The following is a 20027-nucleotide window of genomic DNA, read 5'->3' as shown; positions in this document are numbered from 1 at the left end:
CCTCAGCGCTTGGCGAGCAGTTCCCCGATCTCACGCAACCCGTCGAGGTCGTGTACGTCCTGAGACATCGCGGGCACCTGGGTGACCGGCACAGTGGGGTGGGCCGAGGTGAAGTGTTCCTGCTCCCGGTGCTCGCGGGCGGCGAGCTGCATCCGTCCGGCGTGCAGTCTCAGCACGGCGGCGGTCAGCTCGTGCTCACCACGCGACTCCAGGTCTTCCGCGGCGGCGGTGCTCCGCGCCGCGGACAGATCGGGAGCCGGGGAGCGGTGCACCCGGTTGATCACCAGACCGGCAAGCGGCATCCGCTCCTCGGCCAGTCGCTCCACGAAGTAGGAGGCCTCCCGCATCGCGTCACGCTCCGGCGTGGCCACCACGATGAACGCGGTGCCGGGGGCCTGCAGCAGCTTGTAGGTCTGCTCCGCCCGCTGGCGGAATCCACCGAAGACGGCGTCGAGCGCGGAGACGAACGTCTGGATGTCTTTCAGCACCTGGGCGCCGAGCACCTTGGTCAGCACCCCGGCCACCAGCCCGAACCCGGCGTTCAGGATCTTGAACGCGCTGCGCCCTCCGGCCTTGGCGGGCGCCATCAGCAACCTGATCAGCTTCCCGTCGAGGAACCGCCCCAGCCGCTCGGGCGCGTCGAGGAAGTCGAGCGCCGACCGCGAGGGCGGCGTGTCGACGATGATCAGATCCCAATCGCCCGACCGCCGGAGCTGGCCGAGCTTCTCCATCGCCATGTACTCCTGCGTGCCGGAGAAGCTCGACGAGAGCGACTGGTAGAAGGGGTTCGTCAGAATCTGGCGGGCCCGCTCGGGGTCGGCGTGGGCCTCGATGATCTCGTCGAAGGTCCGCTTCATGTCGAGCATCATGGCGAACAACTCGCCGTCGGCCCCCGCGACCTTGCGCGGGGTGTTGTCGAGCGAGGTCAGCCCCATCGACTGGGCCAGCCGCCGCGCCGGGTCGACGGTCAGCACCACGACGTTGCGCCCCCGCTCGGCCGCCCGCAGCCCCAGGGCCGCCGCCGTGGTCGTCTTGCCGACCCCACCCGACCCGCAGCAGACCACGATCCGGGTGCCCGAATCGTCGATGATGCCGTCGAGGTCAAGCTCGGGCGAGGTCATGCGGCTCCCTGGGTCCGGATCGCTTCGGCGAGTTCGTAGAGGCCCGCGAGGTCGGCGCCGTCCGCCAGCAGGGGCAGTTCATATCGTGGCACCCCGGCGGTCTCCAGCGCGTCCCGCTCGGTTCTTTCGAGCTCGGCCCGGTTCTGCTGCTCGACGACCTCTCCGGCGAGGGCCTCGGCGATGACCGCCGCGTTGCCGTCGTCGCCGAGCCCGGCCGCCTTCACGCCCAAGGCGAGTTCGGCCAGGTCGAAGGGGCCGGCGAGGGCGGGGTCGACGGCTCTCACCATGTTGATGAAGATCCCGCCGACGGGCAGTTTGGCCGCGCGCAGTTCGGCGACGCCGTCGAGGGTCTCCTGGACGGGCATCTCCTCCAGAAGGGTGACGAAGTGCACCGCCGTCTCGGGGGAGGCCACCACTCCGCGCACCATGTCGGCGTGGGTGCGTACCGGACCGACTCTGGCCAGGCCGGCCACCTCTTGGGTGACGTTCAGGAAGCGGCTGACCCGGCCGGTGGGCGGGGCGTCCATGACGACGGTGTCGTAGACCCTCTTGCCGGCTTTGTCTCTGCGCCTGACCGCCTCGCTGGTCTTGCCGGTGACCAGGACGTCGCGCAGGCCCGGGGCGATCGTGGTGGCGAAGTCGACCACGCCCATCTTGGTCAGCGCCTTGCCCATGCGCTTGAGCCCGTAGAACATCTCGAGGTATTCGAGCATGGCCTCTTCGGGGTCGATGGCGAGCGCGTGGACGTCGCCGCCTCCCGGCGCCACCGCGATCTTGCGTTCCTCGTAGGGAAGCGGTGGAAGATCGAAGACCTGCGCGATGCCCTGACGGCCCTCCACCTCCACGAGCAGCACCTTGCGGCCGCCAGCCGCGAGGGCCAGGGCCAGGGCGGCGGCCACGGTCGTCTTGCCGGTGCCGCCCTTGCCGGTCACGACATGGAGACGTACTCCGTCCCAGTCGGTGTCGCGAGATCTCACACCCGTGAGGCTACCCAAACACGATTTCCCGATACGCCGAGGAGTATCGATAGCCTTCCGCCATGACGAAGTGGGAGTACGTGACCGTGCCGCTGCTGACGCACGCGACCAAGCAGATCCTCGACAACTGGGGCGAAGACGGCTGGGAGCTCGTGGCCGTCGTCCCCGGCCCGAACCCCGAGCAGCTCGTGGCCTACATGAAGCGGGCCAAGGCGTGAGCAGCCCCGAAGACCGCCTGTCGGCCCTCGGCCTGGTGCTGCCCGAGGTGGCGGCGCCGCTGGCGGCCTACGTCCCGGCGGTCCGTTCGGGCGCCCACGTCTACACCTCGGGCCAGCTCCCGATCGCGGCCGGCGAGCTGCTGAAAACGGGCAAGGTGGGGGCCGAGGTCACCCCCGAGGAGGCCTACGAGCTGGCGAAGGTCTGCGCGCTGAACGCGATCGCGGCCCTGAAGTCGGTCGTGGGCGACCTGTCGCAGGTGGCCGGTATCGTCAAGGTCGTCGGTTTCGTCGCCTCCGACCCGTCGTTCACGGGCCAGCCGCAGGTCGTGAACGGCGCCAGCGAGCTTCTCGGCGAGGTCTTCCAGGGCGCCCACGCCCGCAGCGCGGTCGGCGTGGCCGTGTTGCCCAGGGATGCCCCGGTCGAGGTGGAGCTGATCGCAGAGATCCGATAGTTCTACACTCGGACGGTGGACATTCCGCTGCCGGGCGAGCTGGGTGTACGGGCGCGTGACCTGCTGGCCGGGCGGCTCGTCCCGGTCCCGGCCAGAGCCGCCGCCACGGTGGCCCTGCTGAGGGAGCCCCCTTTGGGGGTCTACCTGCTCCGGCGCGCGGCCACGATGGCCTTCGCGGCCGGGGCCTACGTCTTCCCCGGAGGGTCCGTCGACCCCCGGGACGCCGTCGTGGACATCGGCTGGGCCGGGCCGCCACCCGCCGACTGGGCCGTGATGTTGAGCGCAGACGAGGACACGGCGCGGAGCCTCGTCTGCGCCGCGGTCAGGGAGACGTTCGAGGAGAGCGGCGTCCTGCTCGCGGGGCGGTCGGCGGCCGAGGTCGTGCCCGACACGACCGGCTGGGAGGCCGAGCGGCTGGCGCTGATCAGCCGGGAGTTGTCGTTCGCAGACTTCCTGGCCACGAACGGCCTGGTGCTCCGCTCCGACCTGCTGAAGCCGTGGGCCCACTGGATCACGCCCGAGATCGAGACCCGGCGTTTCGACACCCGGTTCTTCGTGGCCGCCCTGCCGTCGGGCCAGCGGACCAGGGACGTGGGCGGCGAGGCCGACACGGTCGTCTGGACGAGCCCCGCCGAGGCCCTGACATCCGGATTTTTCCTGATGCCGCCGACGCTGCACACGTTGACCAGGTTGTCGGCCTTCGAGACGATCGCGGATGTGTTCGCCGGCGATCCCAAGATCACCACTGTCATGCCCGCCCCCGTCGAGAAGGCCGGGCAGATGGTCCTCACGACCGAGGGACAGATCTGATGAGCGGCCTCTCACTTCCGATCGACGGCTCGGGCACGGCCAACGCCGCCAACGTCCTGGCCCCCAACGCCTCCCCGATGACCCTCGACGGCACCAACACGTGGATCGTCGGACGCGGAGAGACCGTCGCGGTCGTCGACCCGGGCCCCGACGACGAGACCCACCTGTCGACCGTCGCGACCCGCCTGGCCGACCGGACCGTGGAGGTCGTCCTCCTCACCCACGGCCACGAGGACCACAGCGGCGGGGCCCGGCGGTTCGCCGAGATGGTCGACGCCCCGGTACGCGCTCTCGACCGCACCCACGTCCTCGGAGAGGAGGGCCTGGCGGACGGCGACGGCCTGACGGTCGGCGGCGTGGAGATCCGGGTGATCGGCACCCCGGGCCACTCGTTCGACTCGTTGTGCTTCTGGCTCCCGGAAGACGGCGCCCTGCTGACCGGCGACACCATCCTCGGCCGCGGCACGACGGTGATCGCCCCCGACGGCGACCTGGCCGACTACCTGCGCAGCCTCGACAAACTTCGCACGATGGCCGAACTGGCGGAGGCCGAGAGCCTGCTGCCCGGCCACGGCCCGATCCTGCCCGACCCCATCGGGAAGCTCGACGAGTACATCACCCACCGCAGGCAGCGCCTCGACCAGATCCGGCAGGCGATCAGAGACGGCGCGAAGGACGCGCGGGAGATCGTGGAGATGGTCTACGCGGAGGTGCCCAGGGAGTTGTGGCCGGCGGCGGAGATGTCGGTGGCCGCGCAGCTCAACTACTTGAAGAGCCTCTGAACTCCGTCATGCGCACCGCTCGCCCGCTCACTCTGATTCGCTGGTCGTCCGGGAGCGGGGCGGCGGTCAGCAGGCTGGGGCGGCCCATGTCGGCGCCCTGGTGGATGGTGACGACGTCGTCTTCCTTGATCAGGGCCAGGTCGCGCAGGTAGCCCGTGAAGGCCGCCGCGGCGGCGCCGGTCGCCGGGTCTTCGACCACGCCGCCGGGCGGGAACGGGTTGCGGACGTGGAAGACCAGGGGCGACTCGGCCCAGAAGACGTTCACGGTGATCCAGTCGCGGGCCGCCATCAGGGCGCCGAGGGCCTCGAAGTCGTAGTCGAGGGCGGCCAGCAGTTCCCGGGAGGCCAGGCCGACGATCAGGTGGTTCATGCCGGCGTTGGCGACGTGGACCGGGTAGGCGGGGTCGAGGTCGGCGGGGGTGTAGCCGAGGGCGCTCAGGGCCGCTTCGACGTCGGCGGGGTCGGCCGGGCGGGTGCTCGCCGGCGGCGAGGTGAGGGTGGCGGTGACGGGGCCGTTCGGTTCGGCGACCACGTCGACGTCGACCGGGCCGGCCTTGGTGGTGAGGTGGATGGTCCCCGATCCGGTGCGTTCGCCGATCGCCACCGAGGTCGCGATGGTGGCGTGGCCGCAGAAGGCGACCTCGGCCAGCGGGCTGAAGTAGCGGATCGTGTAGTGGTCGCCGCCCTCGGGGAACAGGAACGCGGTCTCGGAGTAGCCGACCTCGGCGGCGATGGCGAGCATCTCGGCGTCGCTGTGGCCCGCCGCGTCGAGGACGACCCCGGCGGGGTTGCCTCCTGACGGGTCGGCGGTGAAGGCCGCGTACCTGAGGATCATGACGCCCCCTAGACGATGATCAGTGCCGAGACGAACAACCAGGCGAGATGCCAGGTCTGGTCAAGAACATACGCCCCCGTCCCGATGGACGGGTTGTCGTCGTGGCCGGGGCGGGGCACGCCGAGCGCGGCGAACCGGCCCCGGCCGGTCTTGGCGGCGAGCCACTGGATCGGCCAGCGGCGGTCGGCGATCCAGTGGGTGATCCCCGTGACGGCCAGGCCGATCGCGACGTCGGCGGGGGCGAAGACGGCGCCGAGTTGCCAGGCCAGCACCATCAGACCGGCTAGGGCGAGCACGACGTGGGTGAGGACGTGAGTGGTGTTGGCCAGCCGTCCGGCCCAGCCGGGCTGGATCTTGGTGCAGGCCTGGTGGTCGGTCTGGATCCAGTGATCCACGAGCATGTGGGTCGTGTAGAGCGTGACATAGACGGCGGCGAACTCCGCCAGGCGGTCGCTCATGTCCACATCTGTCCTTCCCGCACCATTCCCAACATGATCGACAGTAGGGCGGGCTGCCGGGAAGTTCTGTGAACCAGTACTCACTACGACTGACGTGCGCGGCGCCGCAGTCCGTCCATGTCATTGATAAGTACGCGCCGGCGGCCCGTCTCGATCAGACCTCGATCACGCAACCCGCGAAGCGCCTTGTTGACGGCCTCCCGGGAGGAGCCGACCCAGCTCGCCAGTTCGTCCTGGGACAGCGGCAGTTCGAGGCTGACCCCGCCCGGCACCTGCTCGCCGTAACGCTCGGCCAGTTCCACGAGCCGGTTGGCCACCCGATCGGCGGTGTCGAGCACGCCGTACTCGACCCGCTTGCGGTCGGCGTCGCGCAGGCGTTCGGTGACGGTACGCATGATCAGCACCGCGACGCGGCCGTGCTCCCGCAGGAACCCGGCGAAGTCGCGGATGGCCAGGCCCTCGACCGGTTCGACCGCGGTCACGGTCGCCGACCGGGGCTGGCCGTCGATGGAGGCCATCTCCCCGACGACGGCCCCGGGTCCGCGTACGGCCAGCACCACGTCGGTCCCCGATTCGGTCGCGGCCGAGATCTTCACCTTGCCCGACAGGACCAGCAGCACCCACGTGGAGGGGTCGCCCTGGGTGAAGACGATCTCCCCGCGGGCCCAGGTGCGGGTTCGCCCGCGGGCCCGCAGGTCGATCTGCTCTTCGGGGGTGAGCTTGCCGAACAGCTCGGTCATGGCGCCCTTCGTAGGTCCGGCAGCACGTCTGCCGCCACCGCGTCGAGGACCGATTCGTCCCCGGCCCAGATGCCAGTCTCGCGCGGCCAGGGCGCGGCCAGGTCGGTGTAACCGAGTTCGGCAGACCTTCCTACAAAATCGCGATAACACTCGACACTCGACAACGAATAGACGGGGGCGGAGTCCGACTGCAGGAACCGCCGCACGCCCTCGCGCGGCCGCCCCGCGTCGGCGAGCGCGTCGTCGAACCGGCGGGAGGCCTCGGCGACCGCGTCCCACCAGGCGCCGAGGGTCTCCTTGCCGCGTCCGCCGAGGGTCACCCACCCGTCGCCGAACCGCGCGGCCAGCGCCATCGCCTTCGGGCCGTCGGCCGCCACGAGGAACGGCAGGCGGGGGCGCTGCACGCACCCGGGCGTGTTGCGCGCCTCGACGGCCTGGTAATAGTCGCCCGACCACGACACCCGCTCCTCGCGCAGGAGCACGTCGAGCAGTTCGACGAACTCGGCGTAGCGGGCGTGCTGGCTGGCGGGCTTCCAGCCCAGGACGCGGGAGTCGTAGTCGCCCCGGCTGCCCGCGCCGATCCCGAGTGTGAAGCGGCCCTGGGAGAGGTCGTCGAGGGCGGTGAGCTCGCGGGCGAACGGCACCGGGTGGCGGAAGTTGGGCGAGGAGACCAGCAGGCCGATCTCGATGGTGGAGGTCACCATCGCGGCGGCCGTCAAGGTCGGCACCGCGCCGAACCACGGGCCGTCGACGAGGGTGCGCCAGCCGAGGTGGTCGAAGGTCCAGGCGTGGGCGAACCCGTAGGCCTCGGCGGCTCGCCAGCGGCGTTCGAGTTCGGGTCGGCGGTGTTCGGGCAGGATCGTGATTCCGGCACGCATCTAACCATCGTGACATGCGGGCCAAATCCCCACATTTCCGATCGGTCTTTTAGTCTGGTCGGGTTTGCGTGCCCTCCCCTCCCTGACCGATCGAGAGGACACCTGTTGGCCCCCGACCTCACCAGGGCCCGATTAGGAACGACGGCGTCCTTCGTGCTGTGCGGAATCATGTCCGGCACGCTGACGGTGCGCGTCCCGGCCATGACCGACACGATCCACCTCGCCAAATCGCAACTCGGCATCGTCCTGCTCGCGTGGGCGGTCGGCGGGCTGCTGGCCATGCAGGGCTCCCGGCCCATGCTGCGCCGGCTGGGCAGCGGCCGGTCGCTCACCCTGTCGATGCCGCTCAGCGCGCTCACCCTGGCCGGGGTGGCGCTGGCGTCCGACTACTTCACGCTGATCGCCGCGGCCGCCGCGTTCGGCATGGCCGTGGGCCTGTTCGACATCTCGATGAACGCCCAGGGCGCGGTCGCGGAGAACGCCTCGGGCCGGTCGCTGATGAGCGGCTTCCACGCCGGGTGGTCCATCGGGGCCATCGCGTCGGGGGCCATCGGGATCGGCGCGATCAGGCTGGGGTTGTCGTTCCGCGACCACCTGCTCCTGGTGGCGGTCGCCAGCCTGCCGGTCGCGGCGGCGCTGGCGCGCACGTACCTGCCCGACCCCGGCGGCGACGACGGCGGCGCGGCGGTGCGCCGGCGGCTGCCGACCGTGGTCTACGTGCTCGGCGTGGTGGTCTTCGCGGCGTTCATGATCGAGGGAATGGTGGGCGACTGGAACGGTCTCTACCTGCGCGACGTGCTGGGCGCCCCCGAGTCGCTGGCCGCCCTCGGCTACCCCCTGTTCGCCGGCGGCATGCTGGCCGCCCGGCTGGCCGGTGACCGGCTGCGCGGACGCTACGGCGCCGCGGCGTGCCTGCGCTTCGGCGGGCTCGTGGTGGCGTTGTCGTTCGGGGTGGTGATCACGGCGCCGGTGGCCGGGGTCGCGCTGGTCGGGCTGCTGGTCGCCGGGGTGGCGATGGCCACCGTGATCCCGTTCGCGCTGTCGCTGGCGGGCGGGGCGGACCCGGCGCAGTCGGGGCCTGCCATCGCGCAGACGGCCGCCATCGGCTACGCCGGGTTGCTCCTCGGACCAGTCCTGATCGGGTTCCTCGCCGACGCGACGTCGCTTCGGCTGGCCCTTTCTGTGGGACTGGTCCTCGGAGCGGTGATCTGGTTGTCGACCCGCTATCTACCGGCCGACTCCTGAATCTTCAGAGGCGAATCGTCAGGAGTGGGCCAGGCAGCTCGACGAGACCGTGACAACGGTCGGCAGGCTGCCGGTGTTCATGAACTGCATCTGCCACTGCGAACCGCTGGCGGCGCTGCGGATGGGCGCCATCGGGACGCCCTGGCTGAGCAGCGGAACAGTCCACGAACCGCCGACCAGCGTGCTGCCCGCGGGGCAGCTACCGCCGCTGACCTGAGCGTTCAGCTGCGGAAGCAGGGTCACCGGCTTGCCGGCGACGTGCACGACGCCGGTGATGGTGGAACCAGAGGCGGCCGGACCGGCCGAACCGCCGGTGGCGCCGCCACCGAGCTCGTCGTCGTCCTCGAAGCCGTCTTCCTCTTCGAGGCCGTCGTCACCGGACTCGTCGTAGAAGTGGCCCGGCACGCAGTGACGGTCCGAAGTGCTCACCGCGCGACGCTCGGCCGAGATGCCGGCGTCCATGCCCTCGTTCCAGTCCATGCGAGGAGCGGTCTGAGCGCCCTGCATGCCCTCGAAGTGGTGGCCGTGGTGGCGGTGGTGCTTCGGCTTGTGGTGGTGCTCGTGCAGGTGGTGCATGTGGTCGTTGAAGCACCGGTTGTGGATGATGTGGTTGTCGTGCTTGTGGTGGTGGTGGCGGTGCACGAAGTGGCGCCTGTGGTGGTGGTGCTTGTGGAGCCAGTGCTTCGTGTGGAAGATGCGGTGGTAGTGGTGGATGTGGTGCCATTCAATCTTCGGGCGAATACGGACGTGCCGCTTCTTCACCCGGTACTTGATCACCTTGACTCTCTTGGCTTTCTTGTACTTCTTAACGGGCGCGTGGCCCACGATTTGGGTGTCAGAGACCGGGGCGGCTTGCGCGGGAAGCGCAGCCCCCAGAAAACCCAGGCCCATGATTAGGGCGATCATGTACGTTCCGTACCTCATGTGCCGATCATGCAATAACGGGGCGGATCTACTTTGGCAGCACACACAAAGGCGCGGGAAAGCTCGGCCATGAAATGCCCGTTAATTCGGGAAGTTTCACGGGCTTGGCTTGGTTGAGAAGGTCGTGATCGATGTCGATGTTGTGGTGATCGGGGCTGGTCAGGCCGGATTGTCCGCTGCGTACCACCTGCGGCGGTTCGGGTTGTCGCAGGTCGTGCTCGACGCGGAGGACTCTCCGGGCGGGGCGTGGCGGCACCGATCCCCCACGCTCACAATGGATCGCGTCCACGGGATCTTCGATCTGCCGGGGATGGCCCGGCCTTCTGTCGACCCGAAACGGGCGGCGGCGGATGCCGTACCGGAATATTTCGCCTCTTATGAATCACAAATGGGTTTGGACGTCACGCGCCCCTACAAAGTGGGAAAAGTCCTGCCGGGTTTCACGGTCGACGACAAATGGCGCGCCCGGGGAATCGTCAACGCCTCCGGCACGTGGACACGCCCCCATTGGCCCTTCTATCCGGGGCGTTTCGACGGCAGGCAGCTCCACTACGCCACCTATGCGGGCCCGGCGGAGTTCGCCGGCCTGAACGTCGTGGTCGTCGGCGGCGGCCACTCCGCGATGCACGTGTTGTCGGAGGTCGGCGCGGTCGCGCGGTCGACGCTCTGGGTGACCCGCCGCGAACCCGACTTCCGCCCCGAGGGCTTCGACGGCCGCGAAGTGGTGGCGCTCGTCGAGGAACGGGTGCGGGCCGGCCTGCCGCCCCAGAGCGTGGTGAGCGTCACCGGCCTGACCTACACCCCGGTCGTCACCGAGGCCCTCGAACGCGACGTGCTGACCCGGCGGCCGATGTTCACGCACCTCGTGAGCGACGGCGTGTCGTGGGGTGACGAGGTTTTCCCCGCCGACGTCATCGTCTGGGCCACCGGCTTCCGCGCCGACCTCCGTCACCTCGCCCCGCTGAAGCTGCGCGAACCGGGCGGCGGCATCCGCATGGACGGCACCCGCGTCGTGGCCGATCCCCTGGTCCACCTGGTCGGCTACGGCCCCTCCGCCAGCACGGTCGGCGCGAACCGGGCCGGCCGGGCCGCCGCCCTCGACCTGGCCCGGCGACTGTCGCCGCACAACTCGCTGAGAGCGGGCTGAGGCGCCGCTGAGGGCCCGCTGAGGCTGACAGCGCGCTGTGCGCCGGATGACAGCGGCGGGTCGCACGCTGGGAGGCATGGACTACGCATTCGAGGCCCGGGGCCTCGTGAAACGTTATGGGAAGACGACCGCCCTGGCCGGGCTCGATCTCTCCGCCCCGCAGGGGACCGTGCTGGGAGTGCTCGGCCCGAACGGGGCCGGCAAGACGACCGCCGTGCGGATCCTCGCCACGCTGCTGCGCCCCGACGACGGCCGGGCGTTCGTCGGCGGGCTCGACGTCGTCAAGGACGCCGCCAAGGTCCGCCGCCTGATCGGCCTGACCGGCCAGTACGCCTCCGTCGACGAAGACCTGACCGGCATGCAGAACCTGGTCCTCATCGGGCAACTGCTCGATCTCCGCAAGAGCGAGGCGGTCGCCAGGGCCACCGAGCTGCTGGGCGAATTCGGGCTGGCCGACGCGGGGGCGCGGCAGGCCAAGACCTACTCGGGCGGCATGCGCCGCCGCCTCGACCTGGCCGCCAGCCTCGTCGGCCGCCCCGACGTCATCTACCTCGACGAGCCCACGACCGGCCTCGACCCGTCGAAGCGCGACGACGTGTGGAACATCGTGCGCGGACTGGTCAAGGACGGCGTGACCGTGCTGCTGACCACGCAGTACCTGGAGGAGGCCGACGCGCTGGCCGACGAGATCACCGTCGTCGACCACGGCCGGTCGATCGCCCACGGCACCCCGGCCCAGCTCAAGCAGATCGTCGGCGGCCAGACCATCCTCGCCCGCCCCGCCGACCCGGCCCGCCTCGCCGAGACCGAGGCCATCCTCACGAGCGTCTCCGGCCGCCCGGCCGAGTCGCCCAGCCGGGGCGTGGTCACCGTGCCCGTCGACGGCGACGCCCAGTTCACCGAGGCGGTGGCGCGGCTGGCCCAGGCCGGCGTCTCCGTCACCGAGTTGTCCCTGCGCCTGCCCAGCCTGGACGAGGTGTTCTTCACCCTCACCGGCCAGCGCGCCACCGACGAAGAAGCGGCCTGAGAGGCGATCCCCCATGACTGCGACCACGCTCTCCCCCGTACAGCACGGGAAGCCCGCTCCCACCCGCTCGCAGCCACGCCCTTTCGGGCTGGTCAGACACAGTCTCGCCCTCGCGCGGCGGAGCTTGATAAAGACCGTCAGGACGCCCGAGCAACTGCTCGACGTGACCCTCCAGCCGATCATCTTCGTGGTGCTGTTCGTGTTCCTGCTCGGCGGCGCCATCGCCGGGGACACCCACCAGTACCTGCAGTTCCTCCTCCCGGCGATCCTGGTGCAGACCGTCGTGTTCGCCTCGGTCGCGACCGGCGTGAGCCTCAACACCGACCTCAAGAAGGGGGTCTTCGACCGGTTCCGCAGCCTTCCGATCGGGCGGTCGGCGCCGCTGATCGGGTCGGTGCTCGGCGACCTGATCCGCTACGTCGTCGCCACGTTGTCACTGACGGTCTGCGGGCTCGTGCTCGGCTTCGAGCTGGTCAACGGGATCGTGCCGGCGCTCGCCGCCGTGGTCATGACCATCGGGTTCGCGTTCTGCCTGAGCTGGGCGTTCGTCCTGCTCGGGATGGTGCTGCGGGAGCCGGGGGCGGTGCAGGGCGTCGCGTTCCTGACGATGTTCCCGCTGACCTTCGGCACCGGCATGATGGCCCCGGTCGACACCCTGCCGGGCTGGCTCCAGTCGTGGGTCCAGGTCAACCCGGTCGCCCACGCGATGGAGGCCGCGCGCGGCCTCATGATCGGCGGACCGGTCGCCTCGCACGTCGTCTGGGTCGCCGCCTGGGGCCTCGGCCTGCTGGCCGTCTTCGCGCCGCTGGCGGTGCGGGCCTACCGGCGCAGGACCTGATCGATCGCGGCCGGCCGGTCGAGGGCCGCGCCCTTGTCGTAGGCCTGCTGGTAGGCCTCGTCTCCGAGGGTCTCCCGCAACTGGACGGAGATCCGGAAGACGTCGGGGTTGTACGCGTCGGGGGCGCCCCTGAGCTGCTCGCTCGCGCCGAGCATCCGGGCCGCGCCTTCGGCGTTGCCGCGTACCCCCTCCACCTCGGCCGCCAGCACGCCCACCCGGGCCAGCACCGGCCGGTCGCGCACCGAGTCGGCCAGTTCGGCGGCCTCGGCGGCGGCGGAGGCGGCGGTGTCCAGATCGCCCTCGGCGACCGCCAGGTGGCCGAGACACGTCAGCACCAGCGCCCGGAACTGCGGCGACACGATCCCCGACCGGTCGACGGCGACGGCGGCCTCCTCGTACTGGACCCGCGCCTCGACCAGGTCGCCCGCCTCGCGGGCCAGGTCGCCGAGCCCGATCCGGGAGAACGCCGCGTCCCTGATCGACCACTCGTTGCGGCTCGACTCGGCCATCAGCCGCAACTCGTGGCGGGCACCGTCGACGTCGCCCTGGCGGCTGCGCGCGGTGGCCAGGTACATGCGCTGGTGCCCGGCGTCGTCGTCGGGGTTGAGCAGCCGGGTCAGCTCGATGGCCTCCTCCAGCGACTTCACCACGAGGTCGAAGTCGCCGAACAGCATGGCCGCGTCGGCGATGAACGTCAGCGCCTGGGCCAGCCCCCAGCGGTCGCCGACCTCGCGGAACTGGGCTGCGGCCTGCCGCAGTTCGGCCAGCATGCCGCTGGGGTCGCCCTCGTTCTCCAGCAGGAATCCCCGGAACATCAGCAACATCGCCCTGCTCCACGGTCCGGCCACGCCGAAGGCCCGGTCGATCGCGGCGAGACCGCCGTCGATGTCGTCGAGGAACAGGTGGTGGATCGGGGTGATCAGGCAGAGCAGGGGATCGTCGTCGACCTCGGCCTGCCGGGAGATCTCGCCGAACCGGGCGACCAGGTTGTCGACGTCCTCGACCGGCTGGCTCATCAGCGAGTTCAGCAGATACATCATCGTGGTGATCAGCCACGCGTTCCGGTCGGGCTCGCCGTCGAGGTCGAGCGCCGACTTGAGCCAGGGCACCGACTCCGACCGGCGGCCGGTGATCATCCAGAACGTGCCGAGGGCGGCGGTCATCCTGGTCGCGGTGGCGGCGTCGCCCCGCTCGATGGCGTAGTGGAAGGCGGCGAGCAGGTTGTCGTGGTCGGTGCCGAGGATGCGGATCCAGGTGAGCTGCCCGTGGCCGTGCATCTGGCTGCCGCCCTGCTCGGCCAGGTCGAGGAAGTAGCGGGTGTGGGCGCCGCGGACCTCGTCGACCTCGCCGCGTTCGGCCAGGCGTTCCAGGCCGTATTCGCGGATGGTCTCCAGCATCCGGTAGCGGGGCCCGTCGATGAGCTGGAGCAGCGAGCGGTCGACCAGCGCGGCCAGCAGGTCGAGCGAGCCGCCCACGGCCTCGGCCGCCTCGGCGGTGAACCCGCCGGGGAACACCGCGAGCCGTTCGGCCAGGTCGCGTTCGTCGTCGCCGAGCAGGTCCCAGCTCCAGGCCACCACCGCGCGGAGCGTCTGGTGCCGCGCCATCGCGGTACGGCTCCCGCCCGTCAGCAGCCGGAACCGGTCGTCGAGCCGGGCCGCCACCTGGTCGACGGTGAGCGAGCGCAACCGGGCCGCGGCCAGCTCGATCGCCAGCGGCAGCCCGTCGAGGCGGCGGCAGATCTCCCGCACGACCGGCGTGTTGGCCTCCGTGAGGGCGAACCCGGGACGCACCGCCCCGGCCCGGTCGAGGAACAGCCGGACCGCCGGTTCGTCGGCCAGCGGCGGCACCGGCCAGAGCGACTCGCCGAAGATGCCCAGGGCCTCCCGGCTGGTGGCCAGCACCGTCAGGCGGGCGCACAACCCGAGCAGCTCGTCGGCCAGCCGGGCGGCGGCGTCGATGAGATGCTCGCAGTTGTCCAGCAGCAGCACGCCCTCGACGCCCGACAACACCTCGACGATGCGGGCGACGGTGCGCTCCTGCGTCTTCGTCTGCCCCGCCCCCACCGACGTCAGCACCGCCTGCGGCACGTCGTCGGGGTTGGTGACCGGGGCCAGCTCCACCAGCCAGACCGGCCGGTCGAGCCCCGCGGCGACCGTGCTGGCCAGCCGGGTCTTGCCCGCGCCGCCGGGCCCGACCAGGGTGACCAGGCGGCTGTCGGCCAGCCGCCTGGCGATCTCGGCCATGTCGTGGTCGCGGCCGACGAAGCTGGTCAGCGGCGCTCGCAGCACCGGGCGTCCCCGGCGCGGCGCCTGCTCCTCGCGCAACACGGCCAGGTGGGCCTCGCGCAGCTCCGCGCCGGGGTCGACGCCGAGTTCGTCGGCCAGGGCGTGCCGGACCTCCTCGAAGACGGACAGCGCCTCGGCCCGCCGTCCGGAGGCGGCCAGCGCCCGCATCAGCAGGGCGTGCAGACGTTCCCGCAGCGGGTGGCGGGCGGCCAGGTCGCGCAGCTCGGTGATGACCGGTTCGGCTTCGAGCCGGTCTTCGGTGGCGGTCAGCCAGGCCTCGTCGAGGCCGGCCACGGCGGCGTCGGCGAACGGCGCGTCGGCCACGTCGGCCAGCGGACGCCCCCGCCACAACGCGGCGGCCTCGCCCAGGAGCCCGGCCGCCCGCCGGTGGTCGCCGGAGGCCAGCGCGGCGCGTCCGCCCGCGGCCAGCGCGGCGAACCGGTGGGCGTCGACGTTCTCCTTCGGCAGCGTCAGCCGGTAGCCGCCGGGTTCGGAGCGCAGCGCCGCGGGGTCGGGCAGCACCCGGCGCAGCCGCGACACGAGGGACTGCAGGGCGTTGGCCCGGTCGGCCGGGGGCGCGGCGCCCCAGAGGGCTTCGGCCAGTTCGTCGTGGGTGATCAGACGGCCGGGGTCGAGCGCGAGCCGTACCAGCAGGGCACGGAGACGGGCTCCGCCGATCGTCACGGCGTCGCCCCTGTCGGATCGCACTTCGAGCGGCCCGAGAATCCCCACGCGCATAATCCCCACTGTGCCACCTGATGCGTAGGATCCGGCCATGACCGAGATGCTGGTACGCGACGGCTCGTGGACCTTCAATGGCGACGTCATCCGGATCGTGCCCGCCAAGGAGCGCGGGGTGAACAAGCTCCGCCAGGCCCTCGGCGAACTCGTGGTGCCGCTGGCGGCGGTGGCCGGCATCGCCTACCAGCCCGCCCGCAAGGGCGGCCAGTTACGCCTGCGCATGCGCGAGGGCGCCGACCCGTTCAGCCACGCCACGGGCGGACGCCTCCCCGAGGCCGCCGACCCCTACAGGCTCACGATCGACGCCGACCGGACGGGCGCGGCCGAGTACTTCGCCGACGAGGTCCGGGCCGCTCTGCTCGCCGAAGGGGTGCCCGACGGGCCCAGCGACCGCTTCCTGCTGCCCGGCCCACCGGTGCCGTTGACCGCCAACGCCGCCGACGGCCTGATCACCTTCGACGGCGACGTGATCCTGATCGAGTTCAACTGGTCGGCCGACACCACCAAGCGCAAGGCCGGGCCTCAGCGGATCGCGCTGGCCGACCTCGCGGCCGTCGAGTGGATCCCCAACGGCGGCCTGGAGAACGGCCGGCTGAGGTTCACCCGCAAGGACGAGCCGTCGACCCGGCCGCCGATCAAGTACGACCCGTCGTCCGTCGTGTTGTGGGGCCTCGACAGGGAGACCCGCACCGTCGCCCTGCTGGTGACCGCCGTCGTGGCCCGGCTGCCCCACCCGCTGGCCGAGCCGCCCGCGGTCGAGGCCGCCCCGCCGAAGGACGACGACCACGACGTCGTGCTGCGCCGCCTGCGCGAGCTCGGCGCGCTGCACCGCGACGGGGTGCTGACCGACGACGAGTTCGCCACCGCCAAGCAGGCGCTGCTGAAACGCCTGTGAACACCGTGGCTAGCCTGAGTGGCATGACTACCCGCCGCATCGGAAGCCGCCAGGTCACCGCCATCGGCCTTGGCGCGATGCCCATGTCCACCGCCGGTCACATGCCCGACGAGGCCCAGTCGATCCGCACCATCCACGCGGCCCTCGACGCCGGGGTCACCCTCATCGACACGGCCGACGCCTACACGCCCTCGCACACCGACGTCGGCCACAACGAGCACCTGGTCGCCAAGGCCCTCAACAGTTGGGGCGGCGACGCCGGGTCGGTTCTGGTGTCCACCAAGGGCGGCCACACCCGCACCCCCGGCGGCGGCTGGGGCAGGGACAGCCGGCCCGAATACCTGTTCCAGGCCTGTGACCGCTCGCTGAAGGCCCTCGGCGTCGAGTCGATCGGCCTCTACTTCCACCACCGGCCCGACCCGCAGGTTCCCTACGAGGTGGCGATCGGCGCGATCAAGGACCTCGTCGAGGCCGGGAAGGTCCAGATGGCCGGCGTCTCCAACGCCGACCCCGAGCAGTTGCGGGTGGCACGGGAGATCCTCGGCGACGACCTGGTGGCCGTGCAGAACGAGTTCTCGCCCCGGTTCCGCACCAGCGAGCCCGAGATCGACGTCGCCGACGAGATCGACATCGCGTTCCTGTCGTGGTCGCCGCTCGGCGGCATGGGCTCGGCGGCCGAGCTGGGCAGCCGGCACGCCGCCTTCGGCGACATCGCCGCCGCCCGCGGAGTGTCGCCGCAGCAGGTCTGCCTGGCCTGGCAACTGGCGCGCAGCCCGCGTGTCGTCCCGATCCCGGGAGCCAGCCGCCCCGAGAGCATCCTCGACTCGCTGAAGGCGCTCGACCTGGAGTTGTCCGGCGACGAGCTGGCGCGCCTCAACTCAGGTAGGTGAGCCCTCCCGACGCGCGCGCGGCGACGGAGGCGTGCAGCCGCATGGCCTGCCAGTCGGGCAGGATCTTGTCGGCCTCGGCGGGGGTGAAGAACCCCCAGTCGTCGAGCTCCTCCTCCTGGAGGGAGATCCGTGCGCCGTCGGGCAGGGTCCCGCAGTCGAAGGTGAAGTGCACGAGCGGGAAGGGCCGCTCGTCCTTCTCCGGCACCCAGTGGACGACGAGCAGCCGCCCCACGGGGAGCGTCAACCCGACCTCCTCCCTGAGTTCCCGGCCGCAGGCCTCCTCAGGGGTCTCGCCCTCGTCGACGTGGCCGCCGGGCCAGCCCCACAGGTCGCGGTAGTTGGGTTTCACCAGCAGCACCCGGTCGTCGGCGTCGGTGACGAACCCGGCGGCGGCCGGGATCACGCGGTGGAGCCGGGCGTAGAACACGTCTGCGGGGATCACAGCCCTGAGGTTAGCCGGGGTTGTCCCCTAGCCCTCCGGAAGGAGGGCCGATCTCCCATCCACGCAGGAGGTCACGGCCCCGATCGATTTCTACGTTCGTAGACATGGTTCGGAATCGCAACATCGCCGCCCGGGTGGGCGGCTGGAGCGCAAGCCACCGCTGGTGGGCGCTGTTGATCTGGGTGGCGTTCGTGGCCGGGGCCACGCTCGTCGGAAGCGCCGTCGGCACGGCGGAGATGAAGTCCTACGAGAGCGCCAACGGCGACTCGCGCGCCGCCGGGCAGATCCTCGACGGAGCGGGGTTCGTCGACCCGGCCAGTGAGGTCGTGTTCGTCCAGAGCACCAAGCTGACCACTGACGACCCGGCCTTCCAGCGGGCGATCGACGACGTGAAGCGCTCGATCACCGCGACCGGCCTGGTCGACGAGATCACCTCTCCGGCCCCGGTGACGGCCGACGGCCGGACCACCCTGATCCAGTTCACCATGAAGGGCGACGCCGGCACCGCCGCCGACCGGGTGAAGCCGGTGCTCGACGCGGTCGACGGCGTGCAGGCCCGCCACCCCGGCCTGCGGGTCGAGCAGGCCGGCGGGGCCAGCGCCGACAAGCTGATCGGCGAGGCCATCGACGAGGACTTCGTCCGGGCCGAGCAGCTCTCGCTGCCCATCACCCTGGGCATCCTGCTGGCCGCCTTCGGCGCGATCCTGGCCGCGATCATCCCGGTGGCGCTCGCGCTGACCGCCATCGCCGCCGCGACCGGCCTGCTCGCCCTCACCAGCCAGTTCCTGGCCGTGGACGCGGCGACCACCAACGTCATGCTGCTGATCGGCCTGGCCGTGGGCGTCGACTACTCGCTCTTCTACATCATGAGGGAGCGGGAGGAACGGGCGAAGGGCCGCGGCAAGCAGCGCGCGATCGAGATCGCCGCCGGCACCTCGGGCCGGGCGGTGCTGATCTCCGGCATCACCGTGATCGTCGCCATGGCGGGCATGTTCCTGACCGGCAACGGCATCTTCATGGGCTTCGCCGAGGGCACCATCCTGGTCGTGCTGACCGCCGTGGTCGGTTCGCTGACCGCGCTGCCGGCGCTGCTGTCGCTGATCGGCGACAAGATCGACGCCCGCGCGTTCCACGGCACCGTCCGGGTGCTGACCCGGGGCCGGGTCACCTGGCGGCGCGTCCTCGGCGTGCGGGGCGGCGAGAGCCGCGTGTGGGGCGCGATCCTGCGGCCGGTGCTGCGGCACCCGATCATCTCCGTGGTGATCGCCGGCGGTCTGATGATCGCGCTGGCGGTGCCCGGCCTGAGCCTCAAGCCCGGCCCGCAGACGATCGACGAGCTCCAGGGCGACTACAAGATCGCCGAGACCTTCAAGGCGATCGACCAGGCCTTCCCCGGCGGCAACGAACCCGCCGTGGTGGTCGTCAGGAACCCCGACACCGCCGCGATCGAACGCCTCAAGGAGCGGGCGCTGGCCTCGGGCCACTTCAACGAGCCGTTCACCGTCGACGTCAACCCGCGCGGCGACGTCGCCCGGATCAGCATCGGCATCAAGGGCACCGGCACCGACGCGGTCTCGGAGAACGCCGTCCGCGAACTGCGCGACACGATCATCCCGGCCACCCTGCCGGGCGCGCACGTCACCGGTTCGACCGCCGGGTCGATGGACTTCAACGACCAGATGTCGGCCACCCGGCCGCTCGTCTTCGGGTTCGTGCTGCTGCTCGCGTTCGTGCTGCTGCTGGTCTCGTTCCGCTCCCTGGTGGTCGCGGTCAAGGCGATCCTGCTCAACCTGCTGTCGGTCGCGGCGGCCTACGGCGTGCTCGTGCTGGTCTTCCAGTGGGGGTACGGCGAGAGCGTCATCGGCTTCCAGTCGACCGGCACGATCACCGACTGGCTGCCGATGTTCCTGTTCGTCATCCTGTTCGGCCTGTCGATGGACTACCACGTGTTCATCCTGAGCCGGATCAGGGAGGCCTACGACAAGGGCATGAGCACCGAGGACGCGGTCGCCCACGGCATCCGCTCGACGGCCGGGGTGGTCACCAGCGCCGCCCTGATCATGGTGGCCGTGTTCGCGGTCTTCGCCACCTTGTCGCTGCTGACGTTCATGCAGATGGGCGTGGGTCTGGCGGCGGCGATCCTGATCGACGCGACGATCGTCCGCGCGGTGCTGCTCCCGGCCACGATGCGGCTGCTGGGCGAGTGGAACTGGTACCTGCCGCGCTGGCTGAACTGGCTGCCGACGTTGTCGCACGGGGACGACGACGGGGACGACGAGGACGAACTCCCCGCGCCGCGCAAGGAGCCCGCGCTCGTCTAGA

General features: G+C 71.0%; 20 protein-coding genes. 11 read left to right on the top strand and 9 right to left on the bottom strand.

Features of this window, described 5'->3' with window-relative positions:
* Positions 1-2 precede the first annotated feature (2 nt).
* Positions 3-1121 carry an ATPase BagB gene (gene bagB, locus AW273_RS34285; RefSeq protein ID WP_062357605.1) on the bottom strand — a complete coding sequence of 373 codons (1119 nt, stop codon included), beginning with the start codon at positions 1119-1121 and terminating at the stop codon, positions 3-5.
* On the bottom strand, positions 1118-2098 hold the full coding sequence (gene bagA, locus AW273_RS34280) for an ATPase BagA (protein WP_062357604.1): 981 nt from the start codon (positions 2096-2098) through the stop codon (positions 1118-1120). The genes bagB and bagA overlap by 4 nt, the downstream gene beginning before the upstream one ends.
* A gap of 62 nt (positions 2099-2160) precedes the next feature.
* Here bagA and sp36 point away from each other — a divergent pair, with 62 nt between their 5' ends.
* From sp36 to AW273_RS34265, 4 genes are read left to right on the top strand one after another with little or no spacing between them, the layout of a single operon-like run.
* A complete protein-coding gene (gene sp36 / locus AW273_RS37655; protein WP_137246435.1) occupies positions 2161-2316 on the top strand; it encodes a Sp36 family protein in 156 nt (51 codons plus the stop codon).
* Positions 2313-2768: a RidA family protein gene (locus AW273_RS34275; protein WP_062357602.1), complete on the top strand. Its 456-nt coding sequence runs from the start codon at positions 2313-2315 to the stop codon at positions 2766-2768. The genes sp36 and AW273_RS34275 overlap by 4 nt, the downstream gene beginning before the upstream one ends.
* A 21-nt stretch (positions 2769-2789) precedes the next feature.
* A complete protein-coding gene (locus AW273_RS34270) occupies positions 2790-3578 on the top strand; it encodes an NUDIX hydrolase (protein ID WP_062357674.1) in 789 nt (262 codons plus the stop codon).
* Positions 3578-4360 (top strand): MBL fold metallo-hydrolase, encoded by a 783-nt coding sequence (locus AW273_RS34265; RefSeq protein WP_062357600.1) that lies wholly within the window; start codon positions 3578-3580, stop codon positions 4358-4360. The genes AW273_RS34270 and AW273_RS34265 overlap by 1 nt, the downstream gene beginning before the upstream one ends.
* On the opposite strand, the gene AW273_RS34260 is transcribed toward AW273_RS34265, so the two are convergent.
* From AW273_RS34260 to AW273_RS34245, 4 genes are all read right to left on the bottom strand, one after another.
* Complete coding sequence (locus AW273_RS34260) at positions 4338-5195, bottom strand: PhzF family phenazine biosynthesis protein (RefSeq protein ID WP_062357598.1); 858 nt, start codon at positions 5193-5195, stop codon at positions 4338-4340. The two genes, AW273_RS34265 and AW273_RS34260, sit on opposite strands and share 23 nt — an antisense overlap.
* 8 nt (positions 5196-5203) lie before the next feature.
* On the bottom strand, positions 5204-5653 hold the full coding sequence (locus AW273_RS34255) for a DUF3307 domain-containing protein (protein ID WP_062357672.1): 450 nt from the start codon (positions 5651-5653) through the stop codon (positions 5204-5206).
* 83 nt (positions 5654-5736) lie between these two features.
* A complete protein-coding gene (locus AW273_RS34250; RefSeq protein WP_062357596.1) occupies positions 5737-6393 on the bottom strand; it encodes a Crp/Fnr family transcriptional regulator in 657 nt (218 codons plus the stop codon).
* Complete coding sequence (locus AW273_RS34245; protein WP_062357594.1) at positions 6390-7271, bottom strand: LLM class flavin-dependent oxidoreductase; 882 nt, start codon at positions 7269-7271, stop codon at positions 6390-6392. The genes AW273_RS34250 and AW273_RS34245 overlap by 4 nt, the downstream gene beginning before the upstream one ends.
* Here AW273_RS34245 and AW273_RS34240 point away from each other — a divergent pair.
* Positions 7164-8516 (top strand): MFS transporter, encoded by a 1353-nt coding sequence (locus AW273_RS34240; protein WP_369409340.1) that lies wholly within the window; start codon positions 7164-7166, stop codon positions 8514-8516. The genes AW273_RS34245 and AW273_RS34240 overlap by 108 nt on opposite strands.
* Positions 8517-8534: 18 nt before the next feature.
* Here the strand turns inward: AW273_RS34240 and AW273_RS34235 are convergent, their stop codons facing one another.
* Positions 8535-9422, bottom strand: coding sequence for a hypothetical protein (locus tag AW273_RS34235; RefSeq protein WP_157556446.1), 888 nt, complete (start codon positions 9420-9422; stop codon positions 8535-8537).
* A gap of 142 nt (positions 9423-9564) precedes the next feature.
* Here AW273_RS34235 and AW273_RS34230 point away from each other — a divergent pair, with 142 nt between their 5' ends.
* The 3 genes from AW273_RS34230 (at position 9565) to AW273_RS34220 (ending at position 12452) form a co-directional block, all read left to right on the top strand.
* Positions 9565-10587: an FAD-dependent oxidoreductase gene (locus tag AW273_RS34230; RefSeq protein WP_062357670.1), complete on the top strand. Its 1023-nt coding sequence runs from the start codon at positions 9565-9567 to the stop codon at positions 10585-10587.
* Positions 10588-10663: 76 nt separating this feature from the next.
* Positions 10664-11614, top strand: coding sequence for an ATP-binding cassette domain-containing protein (locus AW273_RS34225; protein ID WP_062357588.1), 951 nt, complete (start codon positions 10664-10666; stop codon positions 11612-11614).
* Positions 11615-11627: 13 nt separating this feature from the next.
* Positions 11628-12452 (top strand): ABC transporter permease, encoded by an 825-nt coding sequence (locus tag AW273_RS34220; protein ID WP_062357586.1) that lies wholly within the window; start codon positions 11628-11630, stop codon positions 12450-12452.
* Here the strand turns inward: AW273_RS34220 and AW273_RS34215 are convergent.
* Complete coding sequence (locus AW273_RS34215) at positions 12434-15475, bottom strand: AfsR/SARP family transcriptional regulator (protein ID WP_063910204.1); 3042 nt, start codon at positions 15473-15475, stop codon at positions 12434-12436. The genes AW273_RS34220 and AW273_RS34215 overlap by 19 nt on opposite strands.
* Positions 15476-15512: 37 nt before the next feature.
* Here AW273_RS34215 and AW273_RS34210 point away from each other — a divergent pair, with 37 nt between their 5' ends.
* On the top strand, positions 15513-16373 hold the full coding sequence (locus AW273_RS34210; protein WP_062357584.1) for a DUF4429 domain-containing protein: 861 nt from the start codon (positions 15513-15515) through the stop codon (positions 16371-16373).
* Positions 16374-16396: 23 nt separating this feature from the next.
* Positions 16397-17263 carry an aldo/keto reductase gene (locus tag AW273_RS34205; protein ID WP_062357582.1) on the top strand — a complete coding sequence of 289 codons (867 nt, stop codon included), beginning with the start codon at positions 16397-16399 and terminating at the stop codon, positions 17261-17263.
* On the opposite strand, the gene AW273_RS34200 is transcribed toward AW273_RS34205, so the two are convergent.
* Positions 17247-17705, bottom strand: coding sequence for an NUDIX domain-containing protein (locus AW273_RS34200; RefSeq protein ID WP_062357579.1), 459 nt, complete (start codon positions 17703-17705; stop codon positions 17247-17249). The genes AW273_RS34205 and AW273_RS34200 overlap by 17 nt on opposite strands.
* Positions 17706-17809: 104 nt before the next feature.
* Between AW273_RS34200 and AW273_RS34195 the strand changes: the two genes are divergently transcribed.
* Entirely contained in the window at positions 17810-20026 is a 2217-nt protein-coding gene (locus AW273_RS34195) for an MMPL family transporter (protein WP_062357577.1), read from the top strand.
* Position 20027 lies beyond the last annotated feature (1 nt).

This window comes from Herbidospora yilanensis (genome assembly GCF_001570565.1).
GTDB classification, from domain to species: Bacteria; Actinomycetota; Actinomycetes; order Streptosporangiales; family Streptosporangiaceae; genus Herbidospora; species Herbidospora yilanensis.
This window is presented reverse-complemented; position numbering and strand designations above follow the sequence as displayed.